Annotated in this window: 14 protein-coding genes; 4 read left to right on the forward strand and 10 right to left on the reverse strand. The window is 50.4% G+C overall.

All coding sequences use genetic code 11. The features are described 5' to 3' along the window. Window positions 1-134: 134 nt before the first annotated feature. From BZG78_RS10365 to hutC, 9 genes are all read right to left on the reverse strand, one after another. On the reverse strand, window positions 135-1,505 hold the full coding sequence (locus tag BZG78_RS10365; RefSeq protein WP_021023663.1) for an MATE family efflux transporter: 1,371 nt from the start codon (window positions 1,503-1,505) through the stop codon (window positions 135-137). 261 nt (window positions 1,506-1,766) lie between these two features. Then, the gene (locus BZG78_RS10370; RefSeq protein WP_021023665.1) at window positions 1,767-1,970 is read right to left on the reverse strand and encodes a CPXCG motif-containing cysteine-rich protein; all 204 of its coding nucleotides are present in this window, start codon (window positions 1,968-1,970) and stop codon (window positions 1,767-1,769) included. A gap of 136 nt (window positions 1,971-2,106) precedes the next feature. Then, window positions 2,107-2,760 (reverse strand): hexitol phosphatase HxpB, encoded by a 654-nt coding sequence (gene hxpB / locus BZG78_RS10375; protein ID WP_021023666.1) that lies wholly within the window; start codon window positions 2,758-2,760, stop codon window positions 2,107-2,109. 35 nt (window positions 2,761-2,795) lie between these two features. Next, window positions 2,796-3,665, reverse strand: a complete 870-nt coding sequence (locus tag BZG78_RS10380) for a fructosamine kinase family protein (protein WP_077661155.1) — start codon at window positions 3,663-3,665, stop codon at window positions 2,796-2,798. A 136-nt stretch (window positions 3,666-3,801) separates the two neighbouring features. After that, complete coding sequence (gene hutH, locus BZG78_RS10385) at window positions 3,802-5,334, reverse strand: histidine ammonia-lyase (protein ID WP_077460498.1); 1,533 nt, start codon at window positions 5,332-5,334, stop codon at window positions 3,802-3,804. Window positions 5,335-5,344: 10 nt separating this feature from the next. Then, window positions 5,345-7,033: a urocanate hydratase gene (gene hutU / locus BZG78_RS10390; protein ID WP_077576018.1), complete on the reverse strand. Its 1,689-nt coding sequence runs from the start codon at window positions 7,031-7,033 to the stop codon at window positions 5,345-5,347. Between the two features lie 2 nt (window positions 7,034-7,035). Beyond that, the gene (gene hutG, locus BZG78_RS10395; RefSeq protein ID WP_077661156.1) at window positions 7,036-8,088 is read right to left on the reverse strand and encodes a formimidoylglutamase; all 1,053 of its coding nucleotides are present in this window, start codon (window positions 8,086-8,088) and stop codon (window positions 7,036-7,038) included. Then, entirely contained in the window at window positions 8,085-9,335 is a 1,251-nt protein-coding gene (gene hutI, locus BZG78_RS10400; RefSeq protein WP_077661157.1) for an imidazolonepropionase, read from the reverse strand. Before hutI ends, hutG begins: the two co-directional genes overlap by 4 nt. Window positions 9,336-9,453: 118 nt before the next feature. Beyond that, on the reverse strand, window positions 9,454-10,158 hold the full coding sequence (gene hutC / locus BZG78_RS10405) for a histidine utilization repressor (protein WP_077661158.1): 705 nt from the start codon (window positions 10,156-10,158) through the stop codon (window positions 9,454-9,456). A 252-nt stretch (window positions 10,159-10,410) separates the two neighbouring features. Between hutC and thrS the strand changes: the two genes are divergently transcribed. The 4 genes from thrS to rplT all read left to right on the forward strand — a co-directional run bounded on the left by thrS (window position 10,411) and on the right by rplT (window position 13,568). Further along, the gene (gene thrS / locus BZG78_RS10410) at window positions 10,411-12,339 is read left to right on the forward strand and encodes a threonine--tRNA ligase (protein WP_077576016.1); all 1,929 of its coding nucleotides are present in this window, start codon (window positions 10,411-10,413) and stop codon (window positions 12,337-12,339) included. A gap of 3 nt (window positions 12,340-12,342) precedes the next feature. Beyond that, window positions 12,343-12,888, forward strand: a complete 546-nt coding sequence (infC, locus tag BZG78_RS10415) for a translation initiation factor IF-3 (RefSeq protein ID WP_077460504.1) — start codon at window positions 12,343-12,345, stop codon at window positions 12,886-12,888. Between the two features lie 95 nt (window positions 12,889-12,983). Next, window positions 12,984-13,178, forward strand: coding sequence for a 50S ribosomal protein L35 (rpmI, locus tag BZG78_RS10420; RefSeq protein WP_025673304.1), 195 nt, complete (start codon window positions 12,984-12,986; stop codon window positions 13,176-13,178). A 36-nt stretch (window positions 13,179-13,214) separates the two neighbouring features. After that, complete coding sequence (rplT, locus tag BZG78_RS10425) at window positions 13,215-13,568, forward strand: 50S ribosomal protein L20 (protein WP_025673305.1); 354 nt, start codon at window positions 13,215-13,217, stop codon at window positions 13,566-13,568. Between the two features lie 198 nt (window positions 13,569-13,766). On the opposite strand, the gene BZG78_RS10430 is transcribed toward rplT, so the two are convergent. Then, window positions 13,767-15,155 carry a peptide MFS transporter gene (locus tag BZG78_RS10430; protein WP_077460505.1) on the reverse strand — a complete coding sequence of 463 codons (1,389 nt, stop codon included), beginning with the start codon at window positions 15,153-15,155 and terminating at the stop codon, window positions 13,767-13,769. Between the last annotated feature and the right edge of the window lie 262 nt (window positions 15,156-15,417).

Below are 15,417 nucleotides of genomic sequence, written 5' to 3' on the forward strand. Positions count from 1 at the left end.
ATACGTGGTTTAGTGGTGCGTGCGTAGCGGTTGGGTTTGATCTATCGCTCTGTTTTATATGTTTTTTATATCAAATTAATAAAGGCGTGACCGGTGTCACCCTGCCAGCGAGCGCCGACAGGGTGGCAAGGCATTCAGCGTTCTGACATGGCCAGTTGGAATTCAGGAGATTGCTGGCGCAGCCAGCGTAGGCGTAACCCGAGCAGCACCGCGGCACTGGATAAGCCAATGATGATGCCTATCCAAAACCCATGCGCGCCCATGGCTGGGACGAGCCAATCTGTCATTCCGAGTACATAGCCAAGCGGCAAGCCCAAACCCCAGTATGCGATCAGAGTGCGCTGGAAAATGGCACGCATATCTTTGTAGCCACGCAGGGCACCAGCCGCGACCACTTGAATGGCGTCGGTGATCTGATATACCGCGGCCAATAACATCAGTGATGACGCCAACGTTGCCACGTCTGGATTATCGGAATACAGGGCGATAATTGGATCGCGCAGCCAAACGGTCAGTAGCGCGGTAATAACAGCTGTGCTCACCCCCAGCCAAATCCCAATTTTGGCGGAGTTGCCTGCTCCCTCGGTGGTGCGCTTGCCCAGCAGGTGGCCGACACGAATACTGACGGCGACACCCAAACTCATGGGTAACATGAAAATCATGGTGGAGAAGTTAATGGCCACTTGGTGCGCTGCGACGGTAATAGAGCCAAGTGGTGCGATTAAAATGGCAATCGCCGCAAATAAGGTCACCTCAAAAAACAGCGAAGCAGCGACTGGGAACCCGAGTCGAAAGAGGCGGATTTGCTCTTTGAGTGCTGGCGCGTAAAGCGAGGCAAAAAGCTGAAGACCACTGAGTTTTTTGCTCACTGCTACATATAGCGCCATAAGGATAGCCATGATCCAATACACCAGCGCGGTAGCGACACCGCACCCCACGCCGCCAAGCTCTGGCGCGCCGAGTTTGCCGTACACAAACATCCAGTTGAGTGGAATGTTTGCCGCAAGCCCGATAAAGCCAATGACCATTGCGGGAATGGTGAGCGACATTCCCTCGCATAAGTTACGAATGGATTGAAACACCAAGAAAGCCGGCACCGCCCAGATTACCGCATGTAAGTAACCGATGGTTTTTTCAGTTAGCGCTGCTTCCACATCCATGAGATTAATAATAAAACCGGCTTTATAAAGAATAAGCCCAATGGGTATGCTCAACAGCAATGCCATATACAGACCTTGCTGAAATTGAAACGGGATCGCAGTGGCTTTGCTCGCCCCATTAAGTTGCGCAATCATAGGGACCATGGCCATTAGCAGGCCAATCCCAAACAAGATGGCTGGCATCCATATACTCGAGGCAACCGCTACGGCGGCCATATCGGTGGCGCTATATCCGCCCGCCATGACGGTATCGACAAACCCCATCGAGGTTTGCGCTATTTGGGCAATAAAAACAGGCACACTGAGCCGAATAATGGCTCTTGCTTCATCGTGGTATTGCTGCACGTTGGCCTCAACATGTTTAAGTGAAAGGGAGGGAGGAATCGATTGCGCGCAATTATACGTGCCAGGAGGCGCGAAAAGGAAGCAAAAGCCGTGTCAATTTTGCATCCCGAACGAGAGCAAACAATGATGACACAAAGAATAGCCCATCAAGACAATGCGACCCTGATACGAGTCGCGTCGGTTAGCTTTGTGTTTGCACTTGGTGATAACGTTACACTGATTTATGGCGCTGCATTCAGTGGGCGTTATAGGGTGCGTGGGCTAAAAAATTTGCTCGTCATCCGCATCGACAAATAAGTTAACGGTTTTATGTAACTCGTCGATTTGCATGTTGTAGTGCACCGCATTGCAGCAGTTGGGGCAATCTTCGTAAAACTCTTGATTGCCGCCACTGAGATCCAGTGTGAGATCAATACGGTGTCCACAGTGCGGGCAGCTTACTAGCCGGTCAGTTATATCATCCATCGTCACAGCCCTTCTTTTATGACAAAGCGGTTACTGTCAGTATAGATGAGGATCGTAAGATGGATAAATGATGAGCGCTGCTCTAAAAGGTGGCATTAACCACTGTACCCGCTTAATGCCACCCAGGAGACGATCGCTACAGCGACGAAAGATTATCCGCACTAAAAGCTTTTAGGCTGGCAAGCTTTTGATCGGCAATCACAAAGCGAGGATCTTCCCACTCATGCGCGGCCGGCACCACAATGGTTTTCATCGAGGCGGCTTTAGCCGCAAGTAAGCCGGTAAAGGAATCTTCAAAGGCGACGCAAGCGTCGGGCTCGACGCCCAAGGCGTTAGCGGCATTAAGATACACTTTAGGGTGGGGCTTACCGTATTTTAAATCCCCCGCCGACTCGACAATTTCAAATGCGTCGCTAAGCCCTAGCGCATCCAATGTCGGATGGATTAGGGTCAGTGGAGACGATGAGGCCAGACCGATTTTTAAGCCAGCTTGACGGCAAATTTGCAACGCGTCTTTAACGCCGGGCATCATGGGTTTTTCATCTTTAACCAGTTCAACCACGCGTGCGACGATCCGCGCTTGCACGTCAGCATTCGATGGCCCCTGCCAAGGCTGGGTACGTGCGTAGTGTTTCACAATTTCATCAATCCGCACGCCTGTGGTATCACGCGTATCTTGTAAACTGATAGAAACGCCGAGCTCGGTCAATACATCAATTTGCGCCCGTTGCCAGAACGGCTCTGAGTCGACCAATAGGCCATCCATATCAAATATTGCGGCAGATAACATCGCCAACCTCTATCTCAGTGTGTGTGTCTGGCATCCTACACCGTGAGTGCGAGTTTTGTCAGCAATTGTTCGGCTTGGTCAAGGTAGGGGCCGCCGAATAAATTGACATGGTTGAGCACATGATAAAGGTTATAAATATCTTTTCGTTGTTGATAACCCTCGTCTAATGGCCATTCAGTCTGGTAGCCGTTGTAAAAGCTTTGCGAGAAACCGCCGAATAGCTCTGTCATGGCGATATCGGCTTCGCGATCGCCCCAATAACAGGCCGGATCAAATAGTACTGGGCCGTTGACGGATAAACCGACATTGCCTGACCACAGATCGCCATGGAGGAGTGCAGGTTTGGGGCGATGGTTAGCCAGTTGCGCTTTGACGCCGTGAATGATGGTATCAATGTCGCCCAAATGCAGTGATTTTTCCGCTGCTAGTTGTAGTTGCCAGCCAATTCGTTGCTCAGCAAAGAAGTGACACCACTTGCGGTGCCAGCTGTTTCTTTGCTCGCTGGTGCCGATGAAGTTATCGTCATCGAATCCGTATTCGACTTGCTCTCCCCAGCGGTGATGACGCGCCAGTTGCTGACCGAATAAATAGGCTTGGGTATCGTCGAGCGATTTAATGGGTAGGAAATTGAGTACCAATGCTGCACTGTCTTTTACCGGCCCGACAAAATACACCCGCGGAACATGAATGTGCTCACTCATTGCCAGTTGGCGCAGGCCTTCGGCCTCGGCCTCAAACGCGGGCAGACATTCTCGCTGGTTGGTTTTAACGAAAAAGCGCTGCTCGCCCCCATCGCTAATGCAATAGGCGTCGTGGATGTCGCCACCGCCGATGGCGGTTTTTTCTCTGATCTCAAAATCAATATCGAGCTGTTCGGATAAATGTAGAGACAGTGCATGCCACATAAGCGACTCCGTTACATCGAGGTGAGGGGAGGTAACTGCCTACATATTAGTCTATTTTAGCTTTAGTGTTCTGTGGAGATGGCGGCAAATTGAATAAAAAACGGCTCATAAGGAGCCGTTTTTGCGGGTAAATACTTTACAGGCTAGGGAGTAAGCCAGAGGGCATTAGTCGGTTATAGGTACCGGTTTGCACCAGCGCATTGGCCTTTTCGATATCAGGCGCAAAGTAGCGGTCTTTGTCGTAAAACGGCACCACGCCGCGTAACTCGGCTTTGGCTTGCTCTAAGCGCTGAGAGGTTTTATTGGGCGCGCGAAAATCAATCCCTTGGCTGGCCGAAAGTAGCTCAACGGCCAAAATGCCGCGGGTGTTGGCACTCATGTCATGCAAGCGACGCGCAGCGAAAGTCGCCATGGAGACATGATCTTCTTGGTTGGCAGACGTGGGCAAGCTATCGATAGATGCCGGGTGAGCCAAGGTCTTATTTTCGCTTGCCAGTGCAGCAGCGGTGACTTGGGCGATCATAAAGCCGGAGTTGACCCCGCCGTTGTTGACCAAAAATGGCGGGAGTTTACTCAAGTTGCTATCAATCAGTAAGGCCATGCGGCGTTCTGATAAGCTGCCGATTTCGGCAATTGCGAGGGCTAAGTTATCCGCAACCATCGCGACCGGCTCGGCGTGGAAGTTGCCGCCGGAAATAATATCGCCATCGTCTGGGAACACGAGCGGGTTGTCAGATACGGCATTTGCCTCGGTGGTGAGCACGTCAGCGGCATGGCGAATTTGTTGCAAGCACGCGCCCATCACTTGTGGTTGGCAACGCAATGAATAGGGGTCTTGCACTTTTTCACAATTTTGATGGCTGTTGCCAATGTCGCTACTTTCGCCCAGCAAGTGACGGTAAGCGGCAGCGGCATCCATTTGCGTTTGATGGCCACGCACGGCATGAATGCGTGGGTCAAACGGCCGTCGGCTACCAAGCGCGGCCTCTACCGACAATGCGCCACAGACAGTAGCCGCGGCGTATAAATCTTCGGCTTCAAACAAGCCTTCAAGCGCAAAAGCGGTAGAGGCTTGCGTACCATTGAGCAGCGCGAGTCCTTCTTTTGGTCCAAGAGTGATGGGCGATAGGCCCGCAATTTTGAGTGCAGCCTCTCCAGAAATGACTTCCCCTTTGTACCGGGCTTGGCCTTCGCCGAGCAGTACTGTGCTCATATGCGCCAATGGTGCAAGATCGCCCGAGGCGCCGACTGAGCCTTTTTTGGGAATGCAAGGATACACCTGGTGATTAACCAGCGCTGCCAGTGCTTTTACGACTTCGAAGCGGATCCCGGAGTAGCCGCGCGCCAAGCTGGCTACTTTCAGTACGATCATAAGACGCACGGTGGCATCATCCATAAACTCGCCAATACCAGCGGCATGAGAGAGCACGATTGAGCGTTGCAGGGTTTCTAAATCGTCTAATTCAATCCGAGTATTAGCCAGCAAGCCAAACCCTGTGTTAATGCCATATACGACGCGGTCTTGAGCGAGGATGTCGGCGACGGTGTCGGTACTGGCTTTCATGGTGGCTTCAATGCCATCCGCAAAAGCAATCTGTACAGATTCACGGCTTACTTGCCGCAGTTGGGAAAGGGTGAGTTCGCCCGGTTGTAATGTCAGTGTGGTCATTTTGCTCTCCTTAGCGCAGCGGCTGGTTAGGTAAATCCAGCAGCGGCAGATCGAGTTGTTCTTCTTTGGCGCAATCAATGGCAATGTCATAGCCGGCATCGGCATGGCGCATCACCCCGGTGGCCGGATCGTTTCTGAGTACTCGCGCCACTCGTTGATGCGCATCGTCGGAGCCATCACACACAATCACCACGCCTGAGTGCTGAGAAAAGCCCATGCCAACACCACCACCGTGGTGCAATGATACCCAGGTTGCACCGGATGCCGTGTTGAGCATGGCGTTCAGCAATGGCCAGTCTGACACGGCATCAGAGCCATCTAGCATGCCTTCGGTTTCACGGTTGGGACTTGCGACTGAGCCTGAGTCAAGATGATCACGGCCAATGACGACCGGCGCTTTGAGCTCGCCATTTTTTACCATATCGTTAAAGGCAAGCGCTAAGCGTGCACGATCTTTGACCCCAACCCAGCAGATACGGGCAGGTAAACCTTGAAATTGAATACGTTCTTTGGCCATATCAAGCCAGTTGTGGAGATGCGGATCATCAGGGATCAGCTCTTTCACTTTTTGGTCGGTTTTATAGATATCTTCTGGATCACCAGATAACGCCACCCAGCGGAACGGGCCAATGCCTTGACAGAATAATGGACGAATATACGCCGGTACAAATCCTGGAAAATCAAAAGCATTATTGACGCCAACTTCTAGCGCCATTTGACGGATGTTATTGCCGTAATCCAAGGTTGCTGCGCCGCGTGTTTGCAGATCGAGCATCGCTTTAACTTGTACGGCCATCGAGGCTTTCGCGGTTTTGACCACCTCGGCTTCGTTGTCTTTACGCTGTGCCGCGGCTTGCTCCATGGTCCAGCCTTGCGGCAGATAACCGTTAAGGGGATCGTGGGCCGAGGTTTGGTCGGTGACCACATCGGGGGTGATATGACGTTCCACCAGCTCTGGGAAAATATCGGCTGCATTGGCCAATAAGCCAATCGACACGGGCTTGCCTTGTCGTTTTGCTTCTTCAATCATGCCGAGTGCTTGGTCCAAGGATGTCGCTTTGCGGTCGACGTACCCCGTACGTAAGCGGTAATCGATGCGGCTTTCATCGCATTCAACCGCAATCATAGAAAAGCCTGCCATGGTCGCGGCGAGTGGCTGCGCGCCCCCCATGCCCCCCAGACCGCCAGTTAAGATCCAGCGGCCTTTGGCGTCGCCATTAAAGTGTTGTTTCGCCACCGCGACAAACGTCTCGTAGGTGCCTTGCACAATGCCTTGCGAGCCAATGTAAATCCAGCTGCCTGCCGTCATCTGGCCGTACATCATCAGCCCTTGCTTATCGAGCTCGTTAAAATGTTCCCAGTTTGCCCAATGCGGGACCAAGTTGGAGTTGGCAATCAATACACGTGGCGCATCTTTGTGGGTGGGGAAGACACCCACCGGTTTGCCGGATTGCACCAGCAAGGTTTGATCGTCGTTCAGGCGTTTTAGTACCTCGACAATCTTGTCGAAACATTGCCAATTGCGGGCAGCTCGGCCAATGCCACCATAGACCACCAAACCATTAGGATGCTCGGCCACGTCAGGGTGTAGGTTATTCATCAGCATACGAAGCGGCGCTTCGGTTAACCAACTTTTTGCATTAAGCTCAGGCCCGGTAGGGGCTTTCACGGTGCGTGAATCGAAACGTGGGTCCGTCATGGTTATTCTCCTTGATCGTTGATGGGGTGCGAGCCTGCTTGCTGCGGACAAGATTGCTGCGGACAAGCTGTGTGAATCATGGTCCACGCCATACGCGCGGCTAAGCGACTGGTTTGCTGGTCGCGGTCATAATGGGGGTTTACTTCTGTGATATCGCAAATAGGGACGGGAATGTGCTGCTTCTGCGCAACGGTGAACAGGTGCCGAATTAACGGCTCAATCACCGCGACTGGCACGCCGTAAGCTGCAGGGGCGCTCACTCCAGGCGCGATACTAGCGGGAAACACATCCATATCGACAGTAAGATAGAGATAATCACAGCCTTGAATAAACTGGGTTAATCGCGCTTTTAACGCCGGTAATGCGTCTACCTGCATATTGATATCTTCTTCTACCCAGCAATGGCGTTGCTCGGCTTTATCGAACAGCGCTTGGGTATTGCTGGTGCGGCTTACGCCAAGGCAGGCATAGTGGAATGGCCAACCTTTTTTGTCACAATATTGGGCGATTTGTGCGAAGGGTGTGCCTGAGCTGCCGGCGTGACTGCGCCCTTGTGGCGTGCGCAAATCAAAATGAGCATCAAAGTTAATAATACCAATCTTAGGCGGCTGCGCGGGGTCGTTGACATGGGAGTGTGTCAAATGACGGGATAAGCCCTGAAAGCTCGCCCATGCAGTTTCATGGCCGCCGCCTAGGGTTAAGACCCGGTGCTGTGGCAACGAACGATGGATTTGCTGACTTAATCCTTGCTGGGCCAATACCAGATCTGCGTCATCACATACCACGGTTCCGCCGTCATAAAGCGGATGACTGTTATGCCAGGCGAGGTTTGCCAGTGCTTGTCGCACCGTTTCAGGGGCAAGGGCTGCACCGAGGCGGCCTTGATTACGCGCTACCCCTTCATCGCAGGCAAACCCATAGATCACGACACCTGGCGGCTGTTCGACGCTGTTATCGTAGGCGCTGATGGTTTGGTGCAAACGCAGACCGCGCTCCCCATCCTCTGGATCAATACGTCCTTGCCACACGGTCATATCAGCAGGAAGATGTTTCATTCTTGATTCTCCTGGTGGGGCGTGCTCTGCGGAGTCGGTGTTGCGGGATACCAGATCCCGTTGACCACTCTTCCGACTAAGGGCGCCGTGCCGACCATATAACTGAGCTCGGCTGGGGTGTCGCACTGCCAAACGGCAAAATCGGCATCAAACCCAACCGCAATTTGACCTTTGTTTGTTAAGCCCAGTGCTTGGGCGGCATGACGGGTAACGCCGTAAAGGTTCTCTTTGGGCGTGAGGCCAAATAAGGTGGAAGCCATGTTCATCATGAGCGTCAATGAGGCAAAGGGCGAGGTGCCGGGGTTGAAGTCAGTGGCGAGCGCAATGGGGACATGATGTTCACGTAATGCTTCAATCGGTGGCATTTGGGTTTCACGTAAAAAGTAAAACGCGCCGGGAAGCAGGGTTGCCACAGTGCCAAATTCGGCCAAAATCTGGGTGTCAGCCTCTGACAAATACTCAATATGATCCACCGAGTAGGCTCCGGCTTTGGCCGCCGCCACACTGCCGCCCAGGTCGCTTAATTGCTCGGTATGGGCTTTAATGTTGAGTCCATGAGCATTGGCAGCCGCATAGATTTTTTCGGCTTGGTCGACGCTAAAGGCAATGTTTTCACAGAACACATCCACGGCGTCAGCAAGCTGTTGCTCCGCCGCGGCCGGGATAATGGATTGACAGATATGCGCAATGTAATGATCCGCATCGTGTTGATATTCCGGCGGTATAGCATGAGCGGCGAGCAAGGTCGTAGAGACATTCACGGGTAAATGCTGCTCGATAGCTTTCGCCACCCGAAGCATTTTTAGCTCATCCTCGAGGGTTAACCCATAGCCTGATTTAATTTCAATTGTTGTGACACCGTCACGCATTAAAGCTTCGGCACGTGGCAAAGCGAGGGCAAGTAATTCTGCGTCACTCGCCGCCCGCGTCGCTTGCACTGTGGAGAGAATTCCGCCGCCTTGTTCAGCTATGGTTTGGTAAGGCACGCCATTAAGGCGCTGCTCAAACTCACCCGCGCGATTGCCCGCAAAAACAAGGTGAGTGTGGCTATCAATGAGTCCGGGTGTCACCAATCTTCCGTTTAACGACTGCTTCGGCCAGTCAAGCTGCTCGGCATCTTGGCCAAGTGCAACAATTTTGCCGTTTTCAACCGCAATCGCGCTAAGGTCTTCGCATTGGTAGCCGTCGCTATTGTGGATATCGCTGGCCATCGTGACCAGTTTTGCATCGGTATATAGGTGTCTCATGATGATGGCCTACCGCTTATTAAATGTCTATACAAATGTATAGACAAATAAAGTGGCAGACACAAGAGAGAATGTAAAAGAACGGTAAAAAATTGTGATCGGTTCGATCTAAATGAAGTTATCTATCCGTTCTCGATGTGAGCTTATAGCGCGATCCTGGATGGTACAGCAAGGCGGCACTGACGAGGGTTTGTTGGCTCCAGGTCCGACGGTGTAATAATAAACAGGGTTCGTCTGATCGCATCGCGAGGGCTTGCTGAATGGTCGAGCTCGCTTGAATGGCTTCGACTGTATGCTCAATGGTATTCACCGGGCAAACCGTCGATAAATACTCGTTTGGGGTGGTTTGATTAAAGTCTTGTGCTAAGTAGTCGGGCGCCAAAGCCGGATTGACCCAGCGCTGTTCAAGTTGCAACGCGATCGCATCACCGTAATGAACAATCTCACTATAAAAGACGGAGGTACCCACCATAACGCCTAAGCGCATAGCAACATCAGCCGGTGCAGAAATGCGTTTCAATGTGCGAATATCACTGTGGTAAGTTTGCCCGCGAGCGTTAACCTCATCGGCGATATTACGAATATCCATTAATGGGGATTCGGCTTTGGGCTCAGTGACAAACGTCCCCAATCTAGGTGTGCGCTCCAGTAAGCCTTCAGCGACTAAATCGCGTACGGCTTTGTTCACCGTCATACGGCTGACGTTAAATTGATCGCATAATTCGTATTCGGTCGGAATACGTGTCCCCACTGGCCAAACCCGTGTCTCAATTTTCTCTTGAATAAAGGTTTTAATTTGTTGATAGCGGGGCGCATTGGCCATAGATTGTTCCTGTTATTATTGTGTATACAAATCAGCATTGCTGAAGTCTAGTGCAAAATCAAGCGGATGATAGGGCGATACTCGTGAATCATTCGTTGGACGGCGAAGAAATTCTTGACGGGATGACTTGCATCACAAATGTCGGATCTTCATAATCAAAACCCTACTCACACTGTGCGGTTACTTACTAATCGCAAAATACACGTTCATGTGCCACTTGGTGTGTGGCACCACTGAGAAGGATTGTTATCAATGCCTCTAATTACTCTCCCTGACGGCAGTCAGCGTTCTTTTGACCACCCAGTTTCAACCTACGACGTTGCCAATGACATTGGTCCTGGCCTCGCTAAAGCTTGTATTGCGGGCCGTGTTGACGGCAAACGCGTTGATGCGTGTGACTTGATTGAGCACGATGCACAGCTCGAAATTATCACCGCAAAAGACGATGATGGGCTTGAGATTATTCGCCACTCGTGTGCGCACCTTTTAGGGCATGCGATTAAGCAACTTTTCCCTGATACCAAGATGGCGATTGGCCCAACCATCGATAGTGGTTTCTATTACGATATCGATATGGATCGCTCGCTCACCCAGGATGACCTGGATGCAATTGAAAAACGCATGAAAGAGCTGGTGAAAACCAAGTATCAGGTTGTGAAGAAAACGGTCAGCTGGCAAGAAGCACGTGATACCTTTGAATCACGTGGTGAACCGTACAAGATTGAAATCTTGGACGAGAATGTCTCTCGCGATGACCGTCCGGGCTTGTATCACCACGAAGAATACATCGACATGTGTCGTGGTCCACATGTACCGAACATGAGCTTTTGTCAAAACTTTAAAATTTTGAACGTGGCTGGCGCGTATTGGCGTGGTAACAGCGACAACAAGATGCTGCAACGAATCTACGGCACCGCCTTTCCCGATAAAAAGCAACTGAAAGCACACCTGGTGCGTTTAGAAGAAGCGGCGAAGCGTGATCACCGTAAACTGGGTAAGCAGCTTGATTTGTATCATATGCAGCAAGAAGCGCCTGGGATGGTATTCTGGCATCACAATGGCTGGACGATTTTCCGTGAGCTTGAGCAATTTATCCGTGCGAAGTTGACCGAATACGACTATCAAGAAGTGAAAGGTCCGTTGATCATGGACCGCGTGTTGTGGGAGCGCTCTGGCCACTGGGACAAATATGCTGATTACATGTTTACCACCCAGTCAGAAAGCCGTGAGTATGCACTTAAGCCAATGAACTGCCCAGGTCACGTACAGATTTTTAACCAAGGGTTAAAGTCTTACCGTGATTTACCGCTGCGTATGGCAGAATTTGGTAGTTGTCACCGTAATGAGCCATCCGGTGCGCTGCATGGTTTAATGCGTGTGCGTGGCTTTACCCAAGACGATGCGCATATCTTCTGTACCCCAGAACAGGTACAAAAAGAAGTCAGTGCGTGTATCGAAATGGTCTACGAGACGTACCAAACCTTTGGTTTCAACAACATCGAAGTCAAACTTTCTACACGTCCAGAAACGCGTGTTGGCTCTGACGAGATGTGGGATCGTGCAGAAAAAGCCTTGCACGAAGCCTTAACGGCGATGGATATTCCGTTTGAAATTCAAGAAGGTGAGGGGGCGTTTTACGGGCCTAAGATTGAGTTTACGTTACATGATTGCCTGGATCGTGCTTGGCAATGTGGTACAGTACAACTTGATTTCGCGCTTCCTGAGCGCTTAAGTGCCACGTATGTAGGCGAAGACAACGAACGTCACACACCTGTGATGATTCACCGTGCTATTCTCGGTTCGTTGGAACGCTTCATCGGTATTCTGATTGAAGAATACGCTGGACACTTCCCAACGTGGCTATCACCGCAGCAAGCTGTGGTGATGAATATCACGGATAAACAAGCAGATTATGCGCAAGAGATTGCGAAAAAACTGCAAAAAGCTGGATTTAGAGCCTCTGCGGACTTGAGAAACGAGAAGATTGGCTTTAAAATCCGCGAACACACTTTGAAGCGTGTACCGTATATGCTCGTTTGTGGTGACCAGGAAATGGAAGCTGGCGAAGTAGCAATACGTACCCGTAAAGGTAAAGATTTGGGTAAAATTAAGATTGATGACTTCCTTGCTCAATTGCAGCAAGAAGTGCAAGATCGAACACTCAATATTGTGGAGGAATAAGGTATTAAAGGCGCAAGAAAAGCCCCGGCAAAGAAAAACGCTCATCGTCTAAACAACGAAATTCGTGGTGTCAAAGAAGTTCGATTGTCTGATGACAGCGGCGAACAACTCGGTATCGTCCCTTTTGATGAAGCACTCGCCAAAGCAGAAGAGGCGACTCTTGACTTGGTTGAGATCAGTCCGAACGCTGAGCCGCCGGTTTGTCGTATCATGGATTACGGCAAATTCCTTTACGAGAAGAGTAAAGCTGCGAAAGAGCAGAAGAAAAAGCAAAAGACTATTCAGGTTAAGGAAGTTAAATTCCGTCCTGGCACAGATGTAGGCGACTATCAGGTAAAACTACGCAACCTGGTTCGCTTCATTGAAGAGGGCAACAAGGTCAAGGTCACTATCCGATTCCGCGGGCGCGAAATGGCGCACCAAAGCATCGGTGTTGACGTGCTGAACCGCTTGAAGGAAGACACTGCTGAAATCGCTTCAGTAGAAAGTTTCCCGACTCGCATCGAAGGCCGTCAAATGATCATGGTCCTGGCCCCAAAGAAGAAGTAATTCTGGCTTCCAAGTAACAAGCGGCTGCGCCTGTTAGGTGCAGCCGCTTTGTTCGCCAAATTGCTATATTATTAACACAATGCGGAGTTATCATCATGTCTAAGATGAAATCCAACAAAGGTGCTGCTAAGCGTTTCAAGAAAACTGCTGGTGGCTTTAAGTACAAGCGTGCAACCAAGCGTCATATCTTGACTAAACGTACTACTAAGAACAAGCGTCAGCTGCGTCCAAATGCTGTTCTGCCTGCGTGCGAAAACGCGCAAGTAGCTCGCATGCTGCCATACGCATAAGTTTTTAGTTTTATAATTTAGTTTAGGAGAGAGATAATGGCTCGCGTAAAACGTGGTGTACAAGCTCGTGCACGTCACAAGAGTGTAATGAAGCAGGCGAAAGGTTACTATGGTGCGCGTTCACGCGTCTACCGCGTAGCTTTTCAGGCGGTAACGAAAGCAGGTCAATATGCTTATCGTGACCGTCGCAACAAGAAACGTCAATTCCGTCAACTGTGGATCGCGCGTATTAACGCAGCGGCTCGCCAAAACGGTATGTCATACAGCCGTCTGATTAACGGTCTTAAAAAGGCATCTATCGAAATCGATCGTAAGATCCTTGCCGATATCGCGGTATATGACAAAGCAGCATTCTCTGTGCTGGTAGAAAAAGCGAAAGCTTCACTGTAAGTTTTACAGTAAAGAATTGCTAAAAAAGGAGAGCCTCGGCTCTCCTTTTTGCTATTCATACCTGCCTATATAATTTAACCCCCCAACTACCTTACTGAAAAAGAAGCATTGTTAGAGCAGGGATTGAGCATCGAAAGGGATGTGATATTAAAAAAGAGGCCAATCGGCCTCTTTTTGATTTAACTATCACCATAGGGGTTAGGCAATTTGTACTTGTTGTTGCTCGATTTCTTCACTGGGCGTAGCATTGGATTCAGCGCCGTGCATCCAGCGGATCAGCGTACCGGATAGAGTCAGCAAGATCAGACCTGAAATCGCTGCTGTCGCGGCAATGCCACCGAAGATCGCCATGGCTCCATAGTCACCCACATGCGAACCAATAATACCTGCAACATAGTTAGCAATCGCGTTAAAGCCAAACCAGGCGCCCATCATTAGAGAGGCCAAACGCAGTGGTGCGAGTTTGGTGACCAGCGATAAGCCAATTGGAGAGAGGCAAAGTTCGCCTAACGTGTGGAAGAAGAACGCGCCCACTAGCCAGAACATCGAGGTTTTCACCGTGGTGTCGCCGCCTTGCTCTAACACGGCCCCGATCATGCACAAAAAGCCAAGCGCCAGCATGAATAACGCCATGGCAAATTTGACCGGTGAACTAGGCTCCTTAGAACCCAGACGCACCCACAATGATGCCGCTATAGGCGCACAGACAATGATGAAGAAAGGGTTGAGTGACTGGAACCAAGCCGCTGGGATTTCAAACCCACCCACCATGCGATCCGTGTACTCCTGGGTGTAAATATTCATCAACCCGCCAGCCTGTTCAAAGCCAGCCCAGAAAATGATCACGAACAAACCCATCAATAAGATGACTTTAAGGCGATCGATTTCTTGCTTGGTCAATGGTGCATTGGTCTTAGAATGATTGGCATCTCGTGCTTGTTGTGCTGCGGGAACACGACCGATATTACCTAGCCAAGTGTTGGCCATGGTTAGCTGGATGATCAAGCTAATCACCATACCAATACCGGCAGCAAAAAAGCCATATTGCCAGCCGTAAGCGCTGCTCACTGTGCCCGCAACAAAGCCGGCTAATAATGAGCCAATGTTGATGCCCATATAAAAGATGGTAAACGCACCATCACGACGATGATCGCCTTCATGATAAAGGTCACCCACCATCGTCGAGATGTTGGGTTTAAATAGGCCAGAGCCCGCAATCAGTATGGCTAAGCCAGCATATAAAGTGTGTACCGTATCTAAGCCATATTGGTGAGCAGGGAAAGCCAGAGTAAATTGACCAATGGCCATTAAGGCACCACCTAGAATCACGGCTCGACGCTGACCGACAAAGTTATCGGCAAACCAACCGCCGATGAGTGGCGTGATATAAACGAGGCCGGTGTAATAGCCATACAGCTCTAGCGCGTCTTTGGTGGACCAGCCTAAACCGCCATTGATGGTTTGATCGGTGAGGTAAAGCACCAAAATCGCACGCATCGCGTAGTAGGAAAAGCGCTCCCACAGTTCCGTGCCGAAGAGTAAAAAAAGTCCCCGAGGGTGACCGAGTATTGTTTTTTGGTTTTCCATAACTATCTAATTATTCGTGAGTTTTGTTGGGCCTGCATTTCTTCAATCGGCGTGCAGTACATTGCCGAAACGTTTGTTGGAAAGATCACCTCGCTACAGTTTGTAACAAAATATGTAAAACTAGATTAATGCTTTTTTATCAAAATTAAAAACTATTATTCAAGCAATAATGCCGTCATTAATGATGGGTTTTATCCGAATGATGAAATTTTGTCGCACTGAACAGCTGCCACCTATAGTGACGTGACAGCTGCTTGCGTCT

It is taken from the genome of Salinivibrio sp. MA351 (assembly GCF_001996065.1).
Taxonomy (GTDB): domain Bacteria; phylum Pseudomonadota; class Gammaproteobacteria; order Enterobacterales; family Vibrionaceae; genus Salinivibrio; species Salinivibrio costicola.

What these genes read in the sequence shown, in the direction of transcription:
- BZG78_RS10370 (WP_021023665.1), bottom strand. Translation starts at nt 1,970, where the DNA reads ATGGATGATATAACTGACCGGCTAGTAAGCTGCCCGCACTGTGGACAC.
- hxpB (WP_021023666.1), bottom strand. Translation starts at nt 2,760, where the DNA reads ATGTTATCTGCCGCAATATTTGATATGGATGGCCTATTGGTCGACTCA.
- BZG78_RS10380 (WP_077661155.1), bottom strand. Translation starts at nt 3,665, where the DNA reads ATGTGGCATGCACTGTCTCTACATTTATCCGAACAGCTCGATATTGAT.
- hutH (WP_077460498.1), bottom strand. Translation starts at nt 5,334, where the DNA reads ATGACCACACTGACATTACAACCGGGCGAACTCACCCTTTCCCAACTG.
- hutU (WP_077576018.1), bottom strand. Translation starts at nt 7,033, where the DNA reads ATGACGGACCCACGTTTCGATTCACGCACCGTGAAAGCCCCTACCGGG.
- hutG (WP_077661156.1), bottom strand. Translation starts at nt 8,088, where the DNA reads ATGAAACATCTTCCTGCTGATATGACCGTGTGGCAAGGACGTATTGAT.
- hutI (WP_077661157.1), bottom strand. Translation starts at nt 9,335, where the DNA reads ATGAGACACCTATATACCGATGCAAAACTGGTCACGATGGCCAGCGAT.
- hutC (WP_077661158.1), bottom strand. Translation starts at nt 10,158, where the DNA reads ATGGCCAATGCGCCCCGCTATCAACAAATTAAAACCTTTATTCAAGAG.
- thrS (WP_077576016.1), top strand. Translation starts at nt 10,411, where the DNA reads ATGCCTCTAATTACTCTCCCTGACGGCAGTCAGCGTTCTTTTGACCAC.
- rpmI (WP_025673304.1), top strand. Translation starts at nt 12,984, where the DNA reads ATGTCTAAGATGAAATCCAACAAAGGTGCTGCTAAGCGTTTCAAGAAA.
- rplT (WP_025673305.1), top strand. Translation starts at nt 13,215, where the DNA reads ATGGCTCGCGTAAAACGTGGTGTACAAGCTCGTGCACGTCACAAGAGT.
- BZG78_RS10430 (WP_077460505.1), bottom strand. Translation starts at nt 15,155, where the DNA reads ATGGAAAACCAAAAAACAATACTCGGTCACCCTCGGGGACTTTTTTTA.